Annotated in this window: 17 protein-coding genes; 10 read left to right on the top strand and 7 right to left on the bottom strand. The window is 57.7% G+C overall.

Features of this window, described 5'->3' with window-relative positions:
- Window positions 1-135: 135 nt before the first annotated feature.
- Together J3352_RS09085 and J3352_RS09080 are read right to left on the bottom strand one after the other, a co-directional pair.
- Window positions 136-951: a PD-(D/E)XK nuclease family transposase gene (locus J3352_RS09085; protein ID WP_223384584.1), complete on the bottom strand. Its 816-nt coding sequence runs from the start codon at window positions 949-951 to the stop codon at window positions 136-138.
- Window positions 952-1,081: 130 nt separating this feature from the next.
- The gene (locus J3352_RS09080) at window positions 1,082-5,008 is read right to left on the bottom strand and encodes an efflux RND transporter permease subunit (protein WP_156066831.1); all 3,927 of its coding nucleotides are present in this window, start codon (window positions 5,006-5,008) and stop codon (window positions 1,082-1,084) included.
- A 527-nt stretch (window positions 5,009-5,535) separates the two neighbouring features.
- Here J3352_RS09080 and J3352_RS09075 point away from each other — a divergent pair.
- The 6 genes from J3352_RS09075 (at window position 5,536) to J3352_RS09050 (ending at window position 10,158) form a co-directional block, all read left to right on the top strand.
- Window positions 5,536-6,474, top strand: a complete 939-nt coding sequence (locus J3352_RS09075; protein WP_156066833.1) for a stage 0 sporulation family protein — start codon at window positions 5,536-5,538, stop codon at window positions 6,472-6,474.
- A 290-nt stretch (window positions 6,475-6,764) separates the two neighbouring features.
- Window positions 6,765-6,935 (top strand): DUF362 domain-containing protein, encoded by a 171-nt coding sequence (locus J3352_RS09070; protein ID WP_005929040.1) that lies wholly within the window; start codon window positions 6,765-6,767, stop codon window positions 6,933-6,935.
- A gap of 134 nt (window positions 6,936-7,069) precedes the next feature.
- Window positions 7,070-7,744 carry a tRNA1(Val) (adenine(37)-N6)-methyltransferase gene (locus tag J3352_RS09065; protein ID WP_156066835.1) on the top strand — a complete coding sequence of 225 codons (675 nt, stop codon included), beginning with the start codon at window positions 7,070-7,072 and terminating at the stop codon, window positions 7,742-7,744.
- 70 nt (window positions 7,745-7,814) lie between these two features.
- Complete coding sequence (rsmI, locus tag J3352_RS09060) at window positions 7,815-8,654, top strand: 16S rRNA (cytidine(1402)-2'-O)-methyltransferase (protein ID WP_156066837.1); 840 nt, start codon at window positions 7,815-7,817, stop codon at window positions 8,652-8,654.
- Between the two features lie 251 nt (window positions 8,655-8,905).
- A complete protein-coding gene (locus J3352_RS09055; protein WP_156066839.1) occupies window positions 8,906-9,394 on the top strand; it encodes a YfcE family phosphodiesterase in 489 nt (162 codons plus the stop codon).
- Window positions 9,391-10,158 carry a biotin--[acetyl-CoA-carboxylase] ligase gene (locus tag J3352_RS09050; protein ID WP_156066841.1) on the top strand — a complete coding sequence of 256 codons (768 nt, stop codon included), beginning with the start codon at window positions 9,391-9,393 and terminating at the stop codon, window positions 10,156-10,158. The genes J3352_RS09055 and J3352_RS09050 overlap by 4 nt, the downstream gene beginning before the upstream one ends.
- 271 nt (window positions 10,159-10,429) lie before the next feature.
- Here J3352_RS09050 and J3352_RS09045 read toward each other — a convergent pair whose 3' ends face one another.
- The gene (locus J3352_RS09045) at window positions 10,430-10,966 is read right to left on the bottom strand and encodes a gamma carbonic anhydrase family protein (protein ID WP_097773083.1); all 537 of its coding nucleotides are present in this window, start codon (window positions 10,964-10,966) and stop codon (window positions 10,430-10,432) included.
- A gap of 105 nt (window positions 10,967-11,071) precedes the next feature.
- On the opposite strand from J3352_RS09045, the gene J3352_RS09040 reads away from it, so the two are divergent.
- Window positions 11,072-12,361 (top strand): D-alanyl-D-alanine carboxypeptidase family protein, encoded by a 1,290-nt coding sequence (locus J3352_RS09040; protein ID WP_156066843.1) that lies wholly within the window; start codon window positions 11,072-11,074, stop codon window positions 12,359-12,361.
- 165 nt (window positions 12,362-12,526) lie between these two features.
- On the opposite strand, the gene J3352_RS09035 is transcribed toward J3352_RS09040, so the two are convergent.
- A complete protein-coding gene (locus J3352_RS09035; RefSeq protein ID WP_098923994.1) occupies window positions 12,527-13,492 on the bottom strand; it encodes a hypothetical protein in 966 nt (321 codons plus the stop codon).
- On the bottom strand, window positions 13,489-14,127 hold the full coding sequence (locus J3352_RS09030) for a rhomboid family intramembrane serine protease (RefSeq protein WP_156066845.1): 639 nt from the start codon (window positions 14,125-14,127) through the stop codon (window positions 13,489-13,491). Before J3352_RS09030 ends, J3352_RS09035 begins: the two co-directional genes overlap by 4 nt.
- Before the next feature lie 102 nt (window positions 14,128-14,229).
- Between J3352_RS09030 and J3352_RS09025 the strand changes: the two genes are divergently transcribed.
- On the top strand, window positions 14,230-14,784 hold the full coding sequence (locus J3352_RS09025; RefSeq protein ID WP_156066847.1) for a hypothetical protein: 555 nt from the start codon (window positions 14,230-14,232) through the stop codon (window positions 14,782-14,784).
- Between the two features lie 30 nt (window positions 14,785-14,814).
- Here the strand turns inward: J3352_RS09025 and mgtE are convergent, their stop codons facing one another.
- On the bottom strand, window positions 14,815-16,386 hold the full coding sequence (gene mgtE / locus J3352_RS09020; protein ID WP_156066849.1) for a magnesium transporter: 1,572 nt from the start codon (window positions 16,384-16,386) through the stop codon (window positions 14,815-14,817).
- 612 nt (window positions 16,387-16,998) lie between these two features.
- Here mgtE and J3352_RS09015 point away from each other — a divergent pair.
- Both J3352_RS09015 and J3352_RS09010 read left to right on the top strand, forming a co-directional pair.
- Window positions 16,999-17,358 carry a type II toxin-antitoxin system RelE/ParE family toxin gene (locus J3352_RS09015; RefSeq protein ID WP_097773086.1) on the top strand — a complete coding sequence of 120 codons (360 nt, stop codon included), beginning with the start codon at window positions 16,999-17,001 and terminating at the stop codon, window positions 17,356-17,358.
- Complete coding sequence (locus J3352_RS09010) at window positions 17,355-17,642, top strand: helix-turn-helix domain-containing protein (RefSeq protein WP_097769886.1); 288 nt, start codon at window positions 17,355-17,357, stop codon at window positions 17,640-17,642. Before J3352_RS09015 ends, J3352_RS09010 begins: the two co-directional genes overlap by 4 nt.
- 466 nt (window positions 17,643-18,108) lie before the next feature.
- Here J3352_RS09010 and nifJ read toward each other — a convergent pair whose 3' ends face one another.
- Window positions 18,109-21,654 carry a pyruvate:ferredoxin (flavodoxin) oxidoreductase gene (gene nifJ, locus J3352_RS09005; RefSeq protein ID WP_005929090.1) on the bottom strand — a complete coding sequence of 1,182 codons (3,546 nt, stop codon included), beginning with the start codon at window positions 21,652-21,654 and terminating at the stop codon, window positions 18,109-18,111.
- Between the last annotated feature and the right edge of the window lie 16 nt (window positions 21,655-21,670).

Below are 21,670 nucleotides of genomic sequence, written 5' to 3'. Positions count from 1 at the left end.
CCCCCCCCCCTGTCAATATTTTTTATTGAATTCCTCAATTTTTGGAGACTGTGCCAAAGCTGCGGCGATTTTTTTAGCAAGTTGACAAAAAGCACCCCTCACATGGCTGTGAAGGGTGCTTTGGGGAAAGTTTTCTTATGCAGAACACGGTTCGGTAATTGCCTCCCGCACCTGTTCTAACGAAAGTTCGGTGGTCTGGGCGATCTTATCCAGATCATGCTCTCCGTTCTTCCAGAGATTGAGCGCAATGCGCTTTCCCTTTGCCACCTCGGCATCTTCTCGTTCCCGATCAACGATCACCTGCATTGTCTTGCACATAGCTGCCACTCCTTCCGTTTCTTCTTTAAAGTATTTTACTCTTGCCCTTATTTTGGGGTTCCGGATATCCCGATAGTCATCACAGCGGAAATCCTGCATCAGCGCACCGACCTCATCCGTTCCCCGATATGCGCCGTTCACATATACGATATGTGCACGGTCGTGGAACAGCTTCCCGGTTTCCTGAATCGTCCGTTCAATATTGTAAACCGGCAGACCATCTCCCAAAACATCATTTGCCGTAATAAATATGATATATGTCTCAGGCAGGTCAGAATATTTTTCACCAGAAGTCGTCAGGCGGGAATCAAACATCGCACTGTTCAGCCGCGCCCGTTCTGGAGCGGCTCCCTTATCTTCCTGCTGTACTTCGATATCGTACTGCTTGCCTGCATCATCCGTTGCATAAATGTCCAGCCGTACAGAACGGCCAAACAGATTGCCGATCGTAAGCTGTGTTGCAGACCTTGCGACGGTCAGGTCCTTTCGTTTCAGGATGATGCGAAGCAGCTCCTGTGTGCTCTCTTTATCTCCTGAAAACACCTGTGTCATAAAGGTGTCATCCATCAGGGTGAATTTACGGATAGCATTCATGCGTTCTTCATTCTTCTCATCCAACTGTACGAACCGCATTTCCGCCATCCTTTCGTTTCAGAAAAAGAGTACTTTTCTACGTTTATATTTTATCATCATTTTATCTATCCTGCAAGTATCAAAAAAGCACCCCTCACATGACTGTGAAGGGTGCTTTGGGGAAGTTTTCTTACTCCGGCTGAGCGGTGTTCTGGGCGATATACTCGGCGGCATCATCGGGGATGTCGTCAAGGTTCTCATCGCCGATATCCACGTTCAGCGGCGGCTTCTTGAAGAGGATGTCGTACATCAGGGGCACAACGTACAGGGTCATCAGGGTGGCGTAGGTCAGGCCGAAGATGATGACGATGGCCATGCCGCTCATCAGCTGGCTGGCCATATCGCCGCTGAACACCAGCTGGAGCATAGCCAGAACGGTGGTCAGGGTGGTCATCAGGATGGGGCGCATTCGTGTTTTGCCGGTGGCGATCAGGGCCGCGCGGCGCTCCATGCCGCCGATGCGCAGCTGGTTGGCGTAATCCACGAACACGATGCCGTTGTTGACGACCGTGCCCATCAGGACGATGAAGCCCATCAGGGAGATCATGGTCAGCTGCTGGCCGGTGAGCAGCAGGCCCAGCAGGCCGCCGGTAAAGGCCAGCGGGATGGTGAACAGAACGATGAAGGGGGAGAGCAGACTCTGGAACTGGGCCACCATAACAAGGTAGACGAAGGGCAGCGCCAGGAACATCCACTGGCCCATCTGATCCACCACCATGCCGTTGATCTCAGAGCCGCCGCCCATATAGAAGCTGCAGCCCTCGGGCATTTCATCGGATGCGGCAAACTCGTTCAGCTTCTTTTCCAGCGCGCGGGTCTCGGTGGTGGTATTGGTGCCCTCCACTGCGTCCGCCGTCACACTGATATAGCGGGTCTGGTTCTTGCTGGTGATGGAGTCCGGGGTGGAGCCGGTGACCCAGGTGGCCATATCGCCCAGCGTGCAGGTGCCGGTCTCGGTGGTGCCGTCGGCGGCCATAACGGAGGTCGTAAAGGTCATATCCATCATGTTTTCCTTGGTCATGGGGTCCAGATTGTTGCTGATCTGGACGTTCATGGTGGAGCCATCGATGGCAACGGGGGTCTGGGCCGTGGTGGTGGTGGTCAGCTTGGCGGCGATCTGCTGGTAGACCTGCGCCACGGTCAGGCCGTAGGAACGGACCTTATCCCGGTCGATCTGCAGGTTGATGGTGGCATCGCCGCTGCCCAGACCGTTGGTGGCATTGGTAAAGCCGTCCATCTCGTTGACCATATCCACCACCTTCTCGGAGAGGGCAGTCATGGTGTCGATGTCGTTGCCGGAGACCTGGACGGTCAGGCCCATATCCAGCTGGCTGGTCAGCTCCTGCATTCCGCTGATCTCAACGGTGGCGGTGCAGTTCTCCACACCGTTCACAGCTTCCTCCAGCGCCTCGCGGGCCTGTTCGATCTGCCGGGAGGAGAGGCTCTCGTCCAGCATCACGTTGATCTGGTAGGTGCCGTAGCTGTTGGCGGCTTTCAGCAGGTCGGTGATGGTCTGGGGCAGACCCAGCTGGCCGACATCCATTCCGGCCACGCGGCTGTCGGTGGTAACGCCCACCTCTTCCACGTTGTCCACAGCCAGCAGGGCATCAATGACATTCTCGGCCACAGCATAGGATTCCTCCTTGGTCAGATCCTTCTCGGTGGAGAGGGTGACGATGGCCTCGTTGCTGGTGATGGTGGGCAGCATCTCAACGCCCATGGACATCACGCGCCAGCCGCAGAACACCAGCAGCACCACTGCCGCGCCCAGCGGTGCCCAGCGGTGCTGGAAGCACCATTCCAGGCTCTTGACGTACTTTTCCTGCACCTTGTCGAACCACTTGAGCTCTTTGGGCTTGGAGTTTTTCAGCAGGGTAGAGGAGGCCGCCGGGGCAACCGTCAGCGCCACGATGAGGGAAGCAGCCAGACAGTAGCCGATGCACATGGACATGGGCTGCAGCAGGCTCTTGATGACACCGGAGGTGAAGATGACGGGCAGGAACACGCAGACAGAGGTGAGGGTGGAAGCCATGATGGCCATGCCCACCTGCTTGGTGCCCTGGACCGCCGCGCGGGCAGCGGGCACGCCGCGGCTGCGCAGACGGTAGATGTTCTCGATGACGACGATGGAGTTATCCACCAGCATACCAATGCCGAGGGACAGGCCCGCCAGCGTCATAATATTCATATCCAGGCCGGTGAAGTACATGAGCACCACGGCAAACAGCACCGACAGCGGGATACTGATGCCGACCACCAGCGTGGGCTTGATGTCCTTGAGGAAGATGGCCAGCACGATGATGGCAAGGGCCGCGCCGATGAGCATACTGCTCAGGATGCTGCCGACGATGATGCTGATGTAGTTGCCCTGGTTGGACAGCACGACCACATGCAGGCCATCGTATTTCTGTTCCAGCTCCTTGAAGGCGGCCTTGCAGTTGCCGGAAACTTCACCGGCGCTGGAAGAATTGCTCTTGAAGATCTTCAGCACCACAGAGCGCTCGCCGTTCAGGCGGGTAAAGCTGTCCTCCGCGTTGTCAATGATCTGCACATCGGCCACGTCAGACAGGCGGACATCGCCAAAGCCGTCCACATGGAGCAGCAGGGCACCGGAGATATCCTCGATGCTGTCGTACTCCTCGCCGACCTTCAGCAGCCAGGACTTGTTGCTGGAATCCTTGACATAACCGGCGGGCATGGAGAAGTTCTGGGCATAGATCAGCTGTGCCAGCGTGTCAATATCCAGCATCTTGGCCACGTCGGAGTTCTCCATGGCCATCTGCTTGGCATCCTCGTACTGCTGCTTGGCATCTTCCAGCTGCTTCTCGTAATCGTTCAGCATCTCGCGGGCCTCGGTGAACTTGATATAGGCCTGCAGCTGCTGCTGGGAATAGCTGCCCACGATCTGGGTGAACTGATCCATCAGGCCGGGCACGTCGTCCATGGCCTTGATGGTGCTCTCCAGCGTGTTATAAATGTTGCTCAGGCTCTGCTGCACCTGCAGATCATCGACCAGCTCCCCGGCCGTTGTGCCGGCGGTGTCGCCCTGCGCGTTCAGGCGCTGCTGCAGATCCTGCAAAGCGGTGGTCAGCTTATCGGTGATATCGCGCAGCTCCGCCACGATCTCGATCAGAGAATCGATATCCTGCATTCCGGTCTCATTGAACTTGTCCACGACCCGCTGCAGGCCGTCCCGCACATCGATCAGGGCCTGCTGGATCTCAGGCTCGTTGACCACGGCAATGAGCTGGTTGACGCTCTCCAGAAGGGCCTGTGCCTGCTTCTTGACCAGCATGAAGGAATCCTGCAGTTCGCCGGAATACTGGCTGTTGATGGTATCGCTGACCAGCTTGTCGTAATTGGCCAGCTGGGTCTCGTACTGCTTTCTGCCTGCCTCGATCTGGGCCTCGGCATCATCCAGCTGGGACTTTGCATCGGCCAGCTGCACGTCAATGACCTCCAGCAGCTTTTCGTTGATGGCATCGATCTTTTCCTGATCAAGCTGCACCTGCACCATCCGGGTGACCAGGCCGTTGGCGGAAATATTGGAAACGCCGCCCTGACGCTCGATATAGGGAACCATGGTGTCGTTGACGAAATCGGCCAGCTCATAGGAATTGCTGCCCTCGCGGCTGACGGCCACGGTCATAAAGGCGTTCATGTTCAGGGTATATTCAATGATGGAGGGGGTCATACAGCTGCTTGGCAGGCTGGCGGTGGTCTGGTCCACCTTGTTGGACACCTTGACCACGGCACTGTTCATGTCCGTATCATCCTCAAACTCCATCAGCAGCAGACTGTAGTTTTCTGCCGAGGTGGCCGTGACGTTTTTCACGCCCGAGATGGTGCCCAGCGCGCTCTCCATCACGTCGGAGACCTCGCTCTCCACACGCTCCGGGCTGGCACCGGGATAGACCGTGACCACCATCAGGTACGGTGTGTTCACGTTTGGCAGCAGATTGGTCTGCATGTTCTGCACGGACACAAGGCCCAGCATGATGACCATGATGACTGCAACCAGAACGGTGAACGGTTTTTTGACACTGAATTTTTCCATTTCTTCCTACCGTTTCTGTGTTTTTCCACGAACTGCGCGGCTGCTCTTTTTTCTCAGAGCGGATCAAAGGCGATACCCCTATTATACACCCGGTTCCGGGGCTTGCAAGGCTTGCCCGGAGATTCTTTAGCAAATCTTGAGAATCTTTTGTGAAATCCGGATGATACCTCAGTTTTTTGACGTTTTGGAGATCAAATTTCAGACGGAGTTCAAGTGGGATACGAATGAGCGGGGCGGAATGTTGCAGAGGATGAAATTTTTTTATCGGATCCCCCTTTGGGGGCAACGACGACGACCGCCGCCAGTGGCGGATTGAGGGAGGAGTTGTTGGGGCAGTGGCCAGCAAGGTGCGAGTGCAATTGCACGAAGCAGCTGCTGGGAGCCACAACCTGGGCTGGCGAACGAAGTGAACCGGAGAGGGCTGTTCAATTTTCAACGTTTATGCTATAATAATCCTCAGAATGGATCTTCAGGCCCTTCTGCGGGCCTTTTTACGAGATAGGGGAATTTCCCCTGTGAGGAACAGTATGAAAAAAGTCATCTCTGTCCGTTTCAAGGAAAACGGCAAAAGCTATTATTTCGACCCTGCCGGGGCCGACATCAAAACCGGCGAATACGTGATCGTGGAGACCGCCCGCGGCATTGAGTGCGGCGAAGTGGTGCAGGGCGTGAAAGAGATCGCCGACAGCGCCGTTTCCAAAGCGCTCAAGCCCATCACCCGGATGGCCGACAGCGTGGATGTGCGCCGGATGCACCAGAACCGCGAGGATGAGAAGCGCGCCTACCACACCTGCCAGGAGTGCATTGCCCGCCACGGCCTGGAAATGAAGCTGGTGGAGGCCGAGTACACCCTTGACCGCTCCAAGATCATGTTCTACTTCACCGCCGACGGCCGGGTGGACTTCCGCGAACTGGTCAAGGATCTGGCCGGCATCTTCCACACCCGCATCGAGCTGCGCCAGATCGGCGTGCGCGACGAGAGCAAGATGATCGGCGGTCTGGGCATCTGCGGCCAGCCCTTCTGCTGCAGCCGCTTCCTCAAGGATTTCCAGCCCGTTTCCATCAAGATGGCCAAGGAGCAGGGCCTTTCCCTGAATCCCACCAAGATCAGCGGTGCCTGCGGCCGGTTGATGTGCTGCCTTTCCTACGAGGAAAACGCCTACGAGTACCTGAACAGCATCATGCCCATGGTGGGCAGCACCGTGCGCACCCCGGACGGTCTGGGCACCGTGCTGGAAGTGAACCCCATCTCCGGCTACCTGCGGGTGCGCTGCGGCACCGAAGCCCTGACCCCGCGCTACTATAAGGTGGGCGTGTGTGAGTATATCAGCGGCGGCAAACGGGCACCCCGCCGCCCCGACCCGGACGACGATTATTCCGGTGTGCGCAACCCCGCCCCGGTGGTGGCAGCCGCCGATGAAAAGGGCAATGTGGGCTGCGGCAAATGCCCCAAAAAAGAGAAATAATTCCCAGAAAAATAGTGGGATATCGCGGCAGTTAGTATCACAAAACTAACCATTCTTCGTGATTTTCGCCAAAAAACTCTCTTAATTTTCCCGCAAAGTTAGGCCTTGCTTTTGTGCAACCCCACAAAAATAAAACTTTGGGCTTTTATGGCACACGGTTAGTCTTGCCTTTTCTTTTCCACTTTGCTAGAATGCAGACAAGGATGAATTCCGGGGAAGCCTGCTGGCACCGTGCGAGGGCAGACTTCTTCTTAAAGCTAGTGCACGGGTGATAAAAGGAGAGTTTTATTATGGCACACAAGGTTTCTGACGCATGTGTTGGCTGCGGCGCTTGCGAGGGCGCTTGCCCCGTTGGTGCTGTCACCATTGAGAATGGTGTTGCAGTTGTGAATGCAGACGCTTGCATCGATTGCGGCGCTTGCGAGGGTGCTTGCCCCACCGGTGCTATCGCTGCTGAATAATTTCACGGCGAACACTGAAAAAACGCATCAAAAGCAGCAGACCTGTCAAAAGCGGGTCTGCTGCTTTTCTTTCATGCACAATTTTCCCCGATTTTTCCGCCCGATATTTTGGCAGTGGATTTTAGGTGCTGTATATGGAACATTCCACCGAGATTTTGTATAATAGAACAAGAGTCTATTGTTCAGCCGTGCACCGCTTTGGCTCAGACGCTCTGCTGCTGGCCCGGTTTTCGGAGCCAAAGCGGGCCTGGCGCGCCGCCGACCTGTGCTCCGGCTGCGGCATCGTGAGCCTGGAATGGCACGACCGGGGCCACCGCGGCCCCTGCCTGGGGCTGGAGCTGCAGCCCGAAGCCAGCGCGCTGCTGGCCGCCGCCTGCGCCGAACAGGGCATTGCGCACATCACGCCCGTCTGCGCCGACCTGCGCTCCTTCCGGGAAGGCGAGGGCAGCTACGACCTGTGTGCCTGCAACCCACCCTATTTCACGGCAGGGGAGCAGGCCGCCGACAGAGCCCGGGCCACTGCCCGCCACGAGACGGACTGCACGCTAGACGATGTCTGCAAGTGCGCGTTCCGGCTGCTGAAGGATGGCGGGCGGCTCTCGCTCTGCCACCGGCCCGAGCGGCTGGCCGAGGTGCTGGCAGTCCTGCGGGCCAACCGGCTGGAGCCCAAGCGGCTGGCCTTTGTGAAAAACCGGCTGGATGCCGCCCCCTGGCTGTTTCTGGTGGAAGCACAGAAGAACCGAAAAACAGGGCTGCGGGTCGAGCCGGATGTACTCATCTCGGCAGGCGCGGCAATGTATGGACGCTGAACCTCTCAAGCGCTGCGCGCCAAGTACGGGATGACAGAGAGGTTTTGTACAAATCAAATGGGAGGATACTATGGCAGGTACTCTTTATATCGTTGCCACACCCATCGGCAACCTGGATGACATGCCGCCCCGTGTGGCAGCCACCTTTGGCGCGGCAGATTTTATTGCCGCAGAGGATACCCGCGTGACCATGAAGCTGCTCAACTTTCTGGGACTGAAAAAGCCGATGGTGAGCTACTACGAGCACGCCCTGCAGAAGGGCGAGGGGATCCTGCGCCGCATTGAGGAAGGCGAGAACTGCGCCCTGTGCAGCGATGCCGGAATGCCCTGTGTGTCGGACCCGGGCGAGGTGATCGTGCGGGACGCGCTGGCCCGGGGCATCAAGGTGGTGCCCGTTCCGGCAGCTTCCGCCTGTGTGACGGCGCTGGCCGTCTCCGGTCAGGACACCTCCCGCTGGGTGTTTGAGGGTTTTCTGCCTGTGAACAAAAAGCAGAAGCGGGAGCGGCTGGCCGAGCTGCAGGGGGAAAAGCGAACGGTCATCTTCTACGAAGCGCCCCACAAACTGCGCACCACGCTGGACGACCTGACCACCGCCTTCGGCCCCGAGCGGAGCATCACCCTCTGCCGGGAGCTGACCAAGCTCCACGAGGAGATCTGGAAAACGACGCTGGGCGAGGCCCAGACCCATTATGCCGAGAACGACCCCCGCGGCGAGTATGTTCTGGTGATGGCCGGTGCGCCCGCCGCCGAAGCCGAGGAAGAACTGACATTGGAGCAGGCCGCCCAGCGGGCGCTGGAACTGACCCGGAACGGCTATGCGGCCTCTGCCGCCGCCAAGGCCGCCGCGCAGGGCACGCCGTATTCCAAGAGTGAAGTGTACAAGCAGCTGCTTGCTTTGCAGGCAGATTGACCTCTCTGTCCATGCTTCGCATTGCCCCCTCTCCTGACAGGGGAGACAAGAACGTAAGCTTGGCTCCCCTACCAGGGGCAACAGCAACAACCGCCGCCAGTGGCGGATAAAGGGCGTTGCTGTTGGGGCCGCGGCCAGCAAGACATAAGTGTTGTTTACAACACGAAATGAATGCTGGGAGCCGCAACCCGTACCTGTCGCCGAAGGCGACTGAGAGGTTTAATACGTATAAATAAGGAGGACGTAGTCCCGTGACGAAACTTTTGATCCTGAGCGACAGCCACAACAGCGCCAGTGCAGTGGAGCGCATCCTGCACGCAGAAAGCGATGCAAATGCCGTTGTCTTTTTGGGAGATGGCCTGCGCGACCTGGAAGAGGCGCTGACCCTGCACCCCAAAATGAAGGTCTACGCCGTGGCCGGTAACTGCGATTTTGGCGCGTTGGAGCCGCTGGACGGGCTGGCCGCATTCGATCAGGTGGTCGTTTTCTATACTCATGGTCACATGTACGGCGTAAAATACGATCTGGACACGCTGGCGGATGCCGCCGCCGCCCGCGGCGCTGAGGTGGCATTGTTCGGCCACACCCACAAACCCATCGCCATCCAGAAAAACGGTGTGTTCCTGTTCAATCCGGGTTCCTGCGGCCGCTGCTACACCGGCCCCAACACCTACGGCGTGATGCTGTTGGACAAGGGCAAGATCACCAGCTTTGCACACAAAGAGGTACCGCAGCAATGAGCATCAATGAGGTGCGTTATCTGCCCGAATGCGGCAGCACCAACGCGTATATGAAAGAGCATTTTGAAGAGTTCGGCCCGGTGGGCGCGGTATACACCACCAACCAGACCGCCGGGCGGGGCCGCCTTGGCCGCACCTGGGTCAACGCCGAGGGCAAGGCGCTGTACTACACAGTCGCCATCCGGGAGCCGCTGGCGCAGCCCGCCACCCTGCCCCTGCTGGCCAGCCTTGCCGTGCGCAGACAGCTGGCCCTGCGCTACGGCGTGGACTGCCAGATCAAGTGGCCCAACGACCTGCTGCTGAACGGCAAAAAGATCGTGGGCATCCTGTGCGAAAGCGTCTGCTACGGCTACCAGCAGCAGGGCCGGGGCATCCTGTGCGGCATTGGCATCAACCTGGCCCAGCCGCAGAGTTATTTTGATGCTGCCGACCTGCCCCACGGCACCTCGCTGGCCCTGCAGGGTGCCGCGATCGATCTAGAGCAGGATCCCGGCTGGCTGGCCGAGGCTTTGACGGATTTCGGCTTTGATCGGCCCCTGTACACCTTTGCGCGGGATGGCTTTGCACCTTTCCGGGAGGAGTACAAGGCCGCCTGTGTCAACATCGGACGGCGGGTGACCTTTGACCTGCCGGACGGCGGGCAGGGAGCAGGCAAGGCCGTGGATGTAGACGAGGAGGGCCGTCTTGTTGTCCGCACCAACAGCGGCGAGGAGCATGTGTTCACCGGCGAGGTCTCCGTGCGCGGCATCTACGGTTCCCTCTGAAACTTGATATAACACAGCGCCCCCGGCAGAGGATCGCTCCGCCGGGGGCGCTGTTTCAGACAAACAAAAGTCCCCTCCGGCGCTTGCGGTACACCGGAGGGGACTTTTGTTTTGGGGTATTGCTTTGGTGTGAGGAGGAATCATGTGCAAGGGAGACGGTTGCGGCCCCGCTCCCTTGTGCTCATAGTATACCCGATTTCGGCGCAAAAGTCATTACTTTCTTGTGAAATCTTGTGAAAATTCTGTTAAGCTTCGCACGAAATTATTTCGCTCACTCGTTTTCACCTTTTTCCTCTTTCCGCAGGGCTGCGGCGTGACGGCGGCCCTCTCCCACATAGTGGGCGGCATTGGCAAGGCTGGCGGCTGCCTGTTCGGGGCTGACCTGCTTGATGATCTTCCCCGGAACCCCCACCACAAGGGAATCGTCCGGGATGATCTTGCCTTCCGGCACCAGCGCACCGGCCCCGATGATGCAGTTTTTGCCCACAACACAGTGGTTGAGCAGGGTGGCGTGCATCCCGATCAGGGAACCATCTCCCACGGTGCACCCGTGGACAAGGGCACAGTGGCCCACGGTCACGTTTTTGCCCAGCGTGACCGCCCCGCCCGGGTCACAGTGGAGCACCGCATTATCCTGCACATTGGTGTTCTCGCCCAGGGTCAGGGTACCATCGTCCCCGCGCAGAACCGCACCGTACCAGACCGAAGAGCCCGGCCCCAGCACCACATCACCCAGCACCGTGGCGTTGGGTGCCACGAACACCGCACCCTCGTCCCGGGGAACTTTTCCACCAAAAGGCAACAACATTGTGAAAAACCACCTTTCTCTTTTCCGTCATTTATGGTATTCTTTTATATAGTATTTTAGTTTTTGATTCAGGGAAGCCGGGAGCTTCCGTTGGAGGATACGCTTATGCAGAACTCTACTCTCTTCCGCCGGGCGGCGGCCCTGCTGCTGACGGCAGCGCTGGCCCTGACCCTTGTCCTGCCCGGTCTGGCCGCATACGAAATGCCCATCCAGACCGTGAACGAGGGCGAGTCGGTCTATCTGTTCAACGCGGACATCGACAAGCCCATTCTGGAACAGAACGCGGACCAGCAGCGCTACATTGCCAGCCTGACCAAGATGATGACAGCCCTGCTGTTTCTGGAAAGCGGCAAGGACATGAACGCGGAGATCACCATCCCCGCCAGCCTGACCCAGGAGTTCAAGGATATTCAGAACGCCAACGGCAGCACCATCAACCTGCGCATCGGTGAAACGGTGCGCCGCATCGACCTGCTGTACGGCCTGCTGGTGGCCAGTGCCAACGACGCGGCCAGTGCGATCGCCAGTGATGTTTCGGACGGCGACCTGACCGCCTTTGTGGCCCGGATGAACCAGCGTGCCAAAGAGCTGGGCTGCACCAGCACCAGCTTTACCTGTGTGCACGGCCTGTATGATTACGGCAACGTCTCCTCGGCCCACGATCTGGCCCTGATCGCCAAGGCCTGCGCCGAGAACGAGACCTATATGCAGGTGGCAAACACCCTGAGTTATACCCTGCCTGCCACCAATCTGCACCAGAACGAGCGCACCATCACCTCCACCAACCTGATGCTCAACCCGGAGTACCCCTACTACCGGGATTACATCCGGGGCATGAAGACCGGTTTTACCACCCTGGCGGGCCGGTGCTATGTGACCTTTGCCCAGAAGGACGGCCACACCTACGGGCTGGTGGTGCTGGGTTCTGACCTCGACAACATTTACAGGGAGGCCTCCGAGATCCTGGACTGGGCCTTTGCAAGCTTTTCTGACCGGGAGCTGGTGGACACTGAGACCCCGCTGACCACCGCCCCTCTGAAGAAGTGCCGCTCCTATGAGGAAGTGGAGCTTTACGCTGCCGCACCGGTCAGCGGCTACGGCCATGCGGACGACAAGGTGACCTTCACCTACGACCTTCAGGAGAACATCTCCGCCACCGTCAAGGACGGAGCTGTCCTTGGCACGGCCACCGTTTATCTGGACGGCTATGAGGTGGGCACGGTAGACCTTGTGACCCATCAGGAATATGTCTCCGACTTTCGCACCGACCTTCAGTCCACACTTCTCCTGATGGCGGCTCTCATCGTTCTTCTGGCTGTTCTCAGCTTCTTCACCCTTGTTGCCGGGGGCGGCTCGCTGAATCTGGGCCGGCGCAGAAAAGCACGGAGAAGATAATCTCACCCTCTCAGTCTCGCTAACGCTCGACAGCTCCCCCGAAGGGGGAGCCAAGGGCTATTCCATATATAGCAGCCTTTACCCTCTTTGATGTTTTGCCTCTCCCTTCGGGAGAGGTGGCATTGCGCAAGCAATGACGGAGAGGGTAAAGGCTGCTCTTTTTTATCAGAATGTCCGGAACTTCATTGCCAGCACACTCAAGGTGATCTTGGGGTTCACCTGCGCACCCAGCCGCTGGATCGCCGCATCGGCGGCTGCAAGGGCCTTGCGGGCGGCATCGCCCTGCACCGGGGCACGGGGGCTTCCGCGTAGCCCTGCGGCCGCTACGGCCCGGAAATCGGCCAGCAGAGCGGCGGCCCCCACCTTATCCTTTTCGTAGGCCGCCAGCAGAACGGCGGCGGCATAGCTGTCCTGCGCGGCCGCTGCTTTGGCAAGGGCAAGCGCCTTGTCCACCTGCGCCCGGCGGGCCTCATCCCGGGCCGCATCCAGCACTGTGCCGATGTGGCCATCGAACAGCTCACTGTACAGGGCGGCATCCTTGCTGTCCACCCCCTGTGCGGTGCAGTAGCGGGCGCAATCGGCGGGGGAAACGGGAGCCACTGCAAAGCTGATGCAGCGGCTCCGGATGGTGGGCAGAACGCCCGCCAGCGAATCCGCCGTCAGCAGAAAAAGCACACCCTCGGGCGGCTCCTCCATGACCTTCAGCAGGGCGTTGGCCGATTCCTCGTTCATCCGCTCCACATGGTAGAGCAGCACTGCGCGCCCCTCTGCCGAAAGGCTGGTGTTGAAGATCTCGCTGCGCATGGCCGTGACCTGACCGACCAGATACCGCCCGCCGCTGCCCATACCGGTCACGGAGATGGCTTCCCGGACGATGCCGGTCTCAATCTGGCCGCTGTCGCGCTTACCGGCCTTTGCCACGGCACGGCAGCACTCGCCCCGGAGCAAGGCTTCGGCGGGCGCGCCGCCGTTGGGGTAAAGGTAATCCGCCGCCACGCAGCGGGCCGCAAACCCGGTTCCCAGCCCCTCTTCGCCCACCAGCAGAACACTGTGGGTCATGCGGCGGCCCCCCAGCATCAGCCGGACGCTGGTCTTTAATTCCGAATTGCCTTCCAGACGATCAATCATCATCTCCGATTTTTCCTCTTCCACTGCTCCCGGCGCACCCAGGCGCGGATGTTATGCCAGGCCTGCGGCCCGAAGAACAGAAGGAAGCCCAGCATACAGAGCAGATAGTTCAGCTTGCCCAGCATCCCCATGCTCAGGAAGCTGAACACCCACAGGGCGGCGGCAAAGATGCCGAAATATTTCACCTTGAGGGGGATGACGAAGAAGAGCAGCACCTGCAGCTCCGGGTAAAGCATGGCAAAGGCCAGCAGGAGGGAGAGGGACAGGCAGTAGGTATCGGCAGAGCCTGTCAGCAGGCAGGCCAGCCACGCGCCTGCCATCCCCAGCAGGACGTAAAGGTTGAAGCGGAAATCGCCCCACTCCCGTTCCAGCACACTGCCGACGAACCAGGTAAAATAGATGCCCAGCACCACGCTGAGCGGCCCGCCGCCTGAAAAAGGCACCAGCACAAAGGTGAACAGCCGCCAGATCTGCCCGGCGAACAGGGCACTGCGGCTCAGGGAGAGATAAAAGGAAATATACTGGTTGACGAACAGTTCAATGGCGTAGACCAGGATCTGGCCGCCGATGAGGATGTTGATGAGGTTGGGAATGCAGAACCGGCCGTATTTCCGTTCCAGCTTGGTGATCCAGTTCATAGGCAGAAGCCTCCGTTATTCGTAAAATTTGCGCCCCATTGGCCGGGAACGCTCTCTTTTTTCATTGTACCATGATTGGCAGGGCCATTCAAGGCGAAGGGTGTGAACAAAGGGATCTGGCTGTCTGTTCATCCGAGTGCTAAAACAGCAGGTTGTATCCATTTTTGGTGCGTTCAGATGGACTTATCCACTCTTTCCACCGGGTTTTCCACCGGAATTGTGAAAAAAGCACCAGTTTTCCCACGATGTTTTCCACTTTTTCCACTGAGTTTTCCACATTTTCCTGTGAGGTGGTTTATACATGGTGTATTGTATCGCGCGAATCTTTGCGAAAATCAGGGGAATTATGGGCCTTTGCACCTTTTTTCTGAAAGAAAGTCAAACCCGAAAATTTACTTTTTACAGCAGGCAGAAAATCCGCTCCTTGAATTTCTCCCCGTTGGAATGAAGGAGACGGTAGTTTTCCACACCCATTTTCTACAAAAATCGACCTGTGGAAAACAGCGGGAAAACTTGAGTTTTCAACAAAAAGAAACAGCCCTCTCCGTCATCGCTGCGCGCTGCCACCTCTCCCAAAGGGCGAGGCTATGCTGCCTTTATCTCAGGCCAGCAATAGGCTCCCCCTTCGGGGGAGCTGGCAAAGCCGTCAGGCTTTGACTGAGAGGGCTGCTCCTATAAAATCAAACGTTACATCATATTCCGGAACACGACCTGCGCGATCTGGAAGTACAGGATCAAGCTGCAGGCATCCACAATGGTGGTGATGAAGGGGGTCGCCATGATGGCCGGGTCCGCACCCAGCTTCTTGGCGGCAAGGGGCAGCATACCGCCCACCAGCTTTGCCAGGATAACGCTTAAGAACAGCGACACGCTGACGACGATGGCGTAGCCCATCACATTGTCATACTGACCGGCAAAGATGAAGGTGTACATCAAGTAGATGCGCAGACCGTTCACCAGGCCCAGCACCGCACCCACGATCGCGGAAACACGGAGCTCCTTGGCCAGCACCTTGAGGAAATCAGAGGGTTCCACCTCGCCCAGCGCCAGACCGCGCACCATCAGGGTGCTGATCTGGTTGCCGCAGTTGCCGGCGGTATCCATCAGCATGGGCATAAAGGAGACCAGCAGGGGCAGGCTCACAAAGGCTTCCTCGTAATGGGTGGTGACCATGCCGGTAAAGGTGGCCGACAGCATCAGGATCAGCAGCCAGGGGATGCGCTGCTTGGCGTGGGTCCAGACACTGGTGCCAAAATAAGTGGTGGCCTCATCCGCGGGCAGAATGGCGGCCATCTTCTGCATATCCTCGGTGCTCTCATCGGTCAGAACATCGATTGCATCGTCAATGGTGATAATGCCCACAAACATACCCTCGTTGTCCACAACGGGCATTGCGGTAAAGTCGTAGCGCTGCATCTCACGGGCCACAAACTCCTGGTCATCCGTGACCTTCACGGTGACCACGTTGTCGTCCATGATATCGACCAGCGGGGTATCGGGGTCTGCCAGCAGCAGGTCACGGGCAGAAACAACACCCTTCAGGCGGTTGCGCTCCACAACATAGTTGATATAGACGGTCTCGGCGTTCTCGCCCTGCCGCCGGATGGCATCCAGCGCCTGCCGGACATTCATCTCTTTTTTCAGCCGGACATATTCAGGGGTCATCAAGCTGCCGGCTGAGCTCTCGGGGTAATTCAGCAGCTTGTTCAGGCTCTCGCGGGTCTGCTTGGAGGATTTCTCCAGCACCCGCTTGACCACGCCTGCGGGCATATCCTCCAGCAGGTCGGCAGCATCGTCCAGGCTCATCTCCTCAATGGCGCTGACCAGCTCCACGTCGGAGAAGGCGTTGACCAGGTCATCCCGGGCTTCATCGGACATATAGGCGAAGGCCTCAGTGGCCACTTCCTTTTTCAGCAGGCGGAACACCACCAGACGGTTGTTCTCGTCCAGCTCCTCCAGCAGCTCTGCCAGGTCGGCGGGCTGCTCCTCCTCGGTGACCTCGCGCAGCTTGACGTACTGCTTTTTTACCAGCATCTTGAGCAGGCGGCTCTTGGTCAGCATCTCGGGGTCAGCCTTGACCTCCTCGTCCCGGGCTTCCTCTTTCTCGGCCTCCCGGATGTCCTGCTTCAGGTCCTCTGTAGCTTCCTCGTTCAGATCTCTGACCAGCTTCTGGCGCACCTCGTCTGGGATATCAGCGGGCAGCTCCTGCACAGGCAGGGCGGCCTCGGTCAGTTCGTTTTTCTTTTCTTCCATTTCCATTTTGCGTACCTCCTACCGTATTCCGGCGGTTGGTACAGGGCAAAACAAAAAGCGCCGCCAACGGCCCGCATCCACCCCTTGCCAAGGCTTCCACGCGCACAAAGCCGCGCCCTTTCTCCCCGCTGAGAAGTGCCCGAACAGCACCTCTTACCGGGCAAAAAAGGCGAACGCAGCCTGCTCCATGTCCCGTCCTATCGCACCAAAACCGCATCTTCGACTATGATCCGGGTCCATTGTCCTGCGTTCACCTCCTAAGGATCTTTTCCACTTTTTATTATAGCGCCGGCCAAAAGGCCGGTCAACCCTAAATGCACCGAATCAGGCGGGAATTTCCACCAAAACACGCAGAAAGCCCCTTCCAGTGCTTGCGGACCACTGAAAGGGGCTTTCTGTTTGGATATTGCCTTGGTGTGAGGAGGAATCATGTACAAGGAATCGGTTGCGGCCCCGGTTCCTTATGTCAGTAGTATAGCACCAAAAGCACGGGTTTGCATGAAAATCCTATGAAGAAATTGTAAAATAGCGAGAAGATATTTTTATCGCACCCTTGACAAAATGGGATATATCATATATTATAGAAATAGGATATATCCCATAGAGGAGGGCTGCCGCTTGGAATGTTACGATGTAGACTTCTATCATAAGGAGAATGGCGACTGTCCGGTAGATGATTTTCTGGAATCCCTTGACACCAAAATGCGTGCAAAAGTATTGGGTGCTGTCGCACTGCTGGAAGCCAACGGACCACAGCTGCGGGAGCCCTACTCCAAATTTATTGGGGACGGAATTTTTGAGATCCGTGCTAAGCAGAGCAGCAATATCACACGTGTTCTGTATTTCTTTTACATTGGAAAGCGTATTGTTCTGACCAACGGCTTCATCAAGAAAACGCAAAAAACACCATCAGAGGAAATTGCCCTGGCCAAAAAATATCGTGCAGACTATCTTGAACGAAAGGAGAAGATATCGTGAGTGATTTTCGGAATTTTCTCAACAAACAACTGGAAGACCCTGAATTCAAAGCGGAGTGGGAGGCACTTCAGCCAGAGCTTTCGCTGGTACAGGCAATGATCGATGCCCGGAAGGTAAGCGGCCTGACCCAGAAGGAGCTCTCGGAGCGTACCGGCATTGCTCAGGCAGACATCAGCAAGCTGGAAAACGGCAACGCAAATCCTTCTCTGCGGACGCTGCAACGCCTTGCCGCCGGTATGGGAATGCAGGTCAAAATTGAATTCATTCCTGCTCCCGCAAAATAGTATATGGATGAGAGAACCGCTGTATGGAACATTCCGTACAGCGGTTTCTGTTTCCTTACACAAAAATACGCCCCGTTCACTATAAAGTGAGCGGGGCGCTAAAAACGGATTCGTTTTTGACTGCGGCAAGATTCCTGCAGGGCAGGTCTTATGCAGCAGGCGGAGCAAGGTATCTGTTGCCAGACCTTATGCTCCTGACACACGCGGGGTGTGCTTTCAAGGACCCTCGCGGGCGCTTTGGTATTTCAAACACCCTGCCCGGCGCGGTTCGCGGGCCGCGGCGGGCGAGGGAATGAAATCAGAAGTTTGCGCAAATGCTCGTTTGCACGTTCATCATGCTCTGTTCAGGGCGGCGGGGCCGCAGTTTCGCACTGCTGCGTTGCGCAGTAATCGCCAGTGCGGAGCAGCCGCCTTGCGGACTAGGGTGCCGCTGCGGCCATTGCCAGCCATTGTTCAGAAAACAGGATTACTTGTACAGCTCGACCAGACGGGTCAGGTGCTCGTAACGATCGTTTGCAACCTGCTCGTTGCGTGCGAACAGAGCCTTTGCACGCTCGGGGAATGCACGGGTCAGGCGGCTGTAACGGGTCTCGTTTGCCAGCAGTGCCTGATACTTCTCGGCATCCACAGCCTTGGAGGTCAGGGTGAAGGGGTTCTTGCCCTGAGCCTTGTTGGCGGGGTTGAAGGTGAACAGGTTCCAGTAACCAGCCTCAACTGCCTTCTTCATCTCGTTCTGGCAGTTGGTCATGCCGCCCTTCACACCGTGCAGCTCGCAGGGAGCGTAGCCGATGATCAGAGAGGGGCCGGGATAAGCCTCAGCCTCAGCGATTGCCTTGACAGCCTGGTTCATGTTAGCGCCCAGAGCGATCTGAGCAACATAGATGTAACCGTAGGTCATTGCGATCTCGGACAGGCTCTTCTTGCTGATTTCCTTACCAGCAGCAGCGAACTGGCAGACCTCACCAATGTTGGAAGCCTTGGATGCCTGTCCACCGGTGTTGGAGTACATCTCAGTATCGAAGACCATGACGTTGACATCCTCGCCGGAAGCCAGGACGTGATCCAGGCCGCCGAAGCCGATGTCGTATGCCCAGCCGTCACCACCGAAGATCCAGACGGACTTCTTGGCGATGAACTCCTTGCTCTTCAGGATCTCAGCGGACTCGGTGCAGCCAGCGGCAGCAGCCTTCTCCAGCTCAGCGATCAGAGCCTTGGCGGGTTCGTCGTTTGCCTTGGTGTTGTTCTTGGTCTCCATGAACTTGTCGAAGGCAGCCTTCAGCTCAGCGGAAGCCTTGTCAGAACCAGCAACCTCAGCAATGCGCTTGATCAGGTTCTCACGAACGGTCTTCTGGCCGAGGTACAGGCCCAGACCATGCTCAGCGTTATCCTCGAACAGGGAGTTGCACCATGCAGGACCATGGCCGCTGTCCTTGTTGACGGTGTACGGAGAGATGGAAGCGGTACCGCCCCAGATAGAGGAGCAGCCGGTAGCGTTGGAGATGTACATCTTCTCGCCGAACAGCTGAGTGATCAGGCGAGCGTAAGAGGTCTCGGCACAGCCTGCGCAGGAGCCAGAGAACTCCAGCAGGGGCTGGTTGAACTGAGAACCAATAACGGTGTCATCAGCAAACTTGCTGGGCTTCTTGGAGATGTTGGCGACGCAGTAGTCGAAGACTGCCTGCTGATCGGCCTGGCTCTCCTGAGGAACCATAGCAATTGCCTTGGTGGGGCAGACGGTGACGCACTCGCCGCAGCCCATGCAGTCCAGAGGAGAAACAGCCATCACAAACTTGTACTCGTTTGCGGGGCGGTTGTCACGGCTCTTGGTCTGAGCAGGAGCAGCTGCCAGCTCGTCAGCGGTCAGCTGGAAGGGACGGATGGTAGCATGAGAGCAGACGAATGCACACTGGTTGCAGCCAACGCACTTGGAAGCATCCCACTCGGGAACGTTCACAGCGGTGCCGCGCTTCTCGTATGCAGATGCGCCCTGCTCCCACTCGCCGTTTGCATTTGCAACGAAAGCGGAAACGGGCAGGCTGTCGCCGTCCATACGAGCGATGGGCTCCATGACATCACGGATCTGCTTGACCAGCTCCGGACGGCCGGTGAGAGCCTTGGGAGCGGGATCAGCCTCGGGGTTGGACCAGGAAGCGGGAACGTCGACCTTGTGGATTGCGTCAACACCAGCATCGATGGCCTTCCAGTTCATCTCAACAACGTCCTGGCCCTTCTTGCCATAGCTCTTCTGAGCTGCCTGCTTCATGAAGTTGACAGCGTCCTCGATGGGCATAACGTCAGCCAGCTTGAAGAAAGCGGACTGCAGGATGGTATTGGTGCGCTTGCCCATACCGATCTCGATTGCCTTATCGATGGCGTTGATGGTGTACAGCTGAATGTTGTTGTCAGCAATGTACTTCTTGGCCTCAGCGTTCAGGTGCTGGCCCAGCTCCTCATCGGTCCACTGGCAGTTGATCATGAACACGCCGCCGGGCTTGACATCCTGGACCATCTTCATGCCCATGTGGATGTAAGCGGGGTTGTGGCAGGCCACGAAGTCAGCCTGGTTGATGTAGTAGGGGCTGCGGATGGGCTTGTCGCCGAAACGCAGGTGGCTGATGGTCACGCCGCCGGTCTTCTTGGAGTCATACTGGAAGTATGCCTGAACATACTTATCAGTGTGGTCGCCGATGATCTTGACGGAGTTCTTGTTTGCGCCGACAGTACCGTCGCCGCCCAGACCCCAGAACTTGCACTCCTTGGTGCCAGCAGCTGCGGTGATGGGAGCGGGCTTGACCTCGGGCAGGGACAGACCGGTGACATCATCGGTGATGCCCAGAGTGAAGCGCTCCTTGGGCTGATCCTTCTCCAGCTCCTTGAACAGAGCGAAGATGGAGGACGGGGGAGTGTCCTTGCTGCCCAGGCCGTAACGGCCGCCGGTCAGAACGACATCGTTCAGGCCAGCCTCACGCAGGGTAGCAGCAACATCCAGGTACAGGGGCTCGCCCAGAGAGCCGGGCTCCTTGGTACGATCCAGAACTGCAACCTTCTTGGCAGTCTTGGGCAGGACCTTCAGCAGAGCGGAGGACACCCAGGGACGGTACAGGCGGACCTTGACGATACCGACCTTCTCGCCCTTGGCGTTCAGGTAATCGATGACTTCGTCAGCAACGTCGCAGACAGAGCCCATAGCGATCATGACACGGTCAGCATCGGGTGCGCCGTAGTAGTTGAACAGATCGTAGTTGGTGCCCAGCTTCTCGTTGATCTTGGCCATGTACTTCTCGACCACTGCGGGCAGTGCGTCGTAAGCGGAGTTGCAGGCCTCACGGTGCTGGAAGAACACGTCGCCGTTCTCGTGGGAACCGCGCATCTTGGGGTGCTCGGGGTTCAGAGCCTTGGCACGGAACTCCTCAACAGCCTTCATGTTGCACATTTCCTTCAGATCAGCGTAGTCCCACTTCTCGATCTTCTGGTACTCGTGAGAAGTACGGAAGCCATCGAAGAAGTTCAGGAAGGGAACCCGGCCCTCGATTGCTGCCAGATGGGCAACAGGGGACAGATCCATAACTTCCTGCACGCTGCTCTCGACCAGCATTGCGAAGCCGGTCTGGCGGCATGCCATAACGTCGCTGTGATCACCGAAGATGTTCAGGGACTGGGTAGCAACGGTACGTGCAGAAACATCGAACACGCAGGGCAGCTGCTCAGCAGCGATCTTGTACATGTTGGGGATCATCAGCAGCAGGCCCTGAGAAGCGGTGAAGGTGGTGGTAACAGCACCTGCACCCAGAGAGCCGTGCACAGCGCCGGCAGCGCCGGCCTCAGACTCCATCTCGACGACCTTGACCTGGTTGCCGAAGATGTTCTTCTGACCGGCTGCGGACCACTGGTCCACAGAGTCAGCCATCGGAGAAGACGGGGTAATGGGGTAGATAGCAGCCACGTCCGTGTAGGCGTATGCTACATGAGCGGCAGCGGTATTGCCATCCATGGTTTGCTTTGCTCTAGGCATTTTTCTTCCTCCATTG

The sequence above is a fragment of the Faecalibacterium sp. Marseille-Q4164 genome (assembly GCF_017377545.1).
GTDB classification, from domain to species: domain Bacteria; phylum Bacillota; class Clostridia; order Oscillospirales; family Ruminococcaceae; genus Faecalibacterium; species Faecalibacterium duncaniae.
The sequence above is the reverse complement of the archived record's forward strand: the minus strand, read 5'-3'. Positions and strand labels throughout refer to the sequence as shown.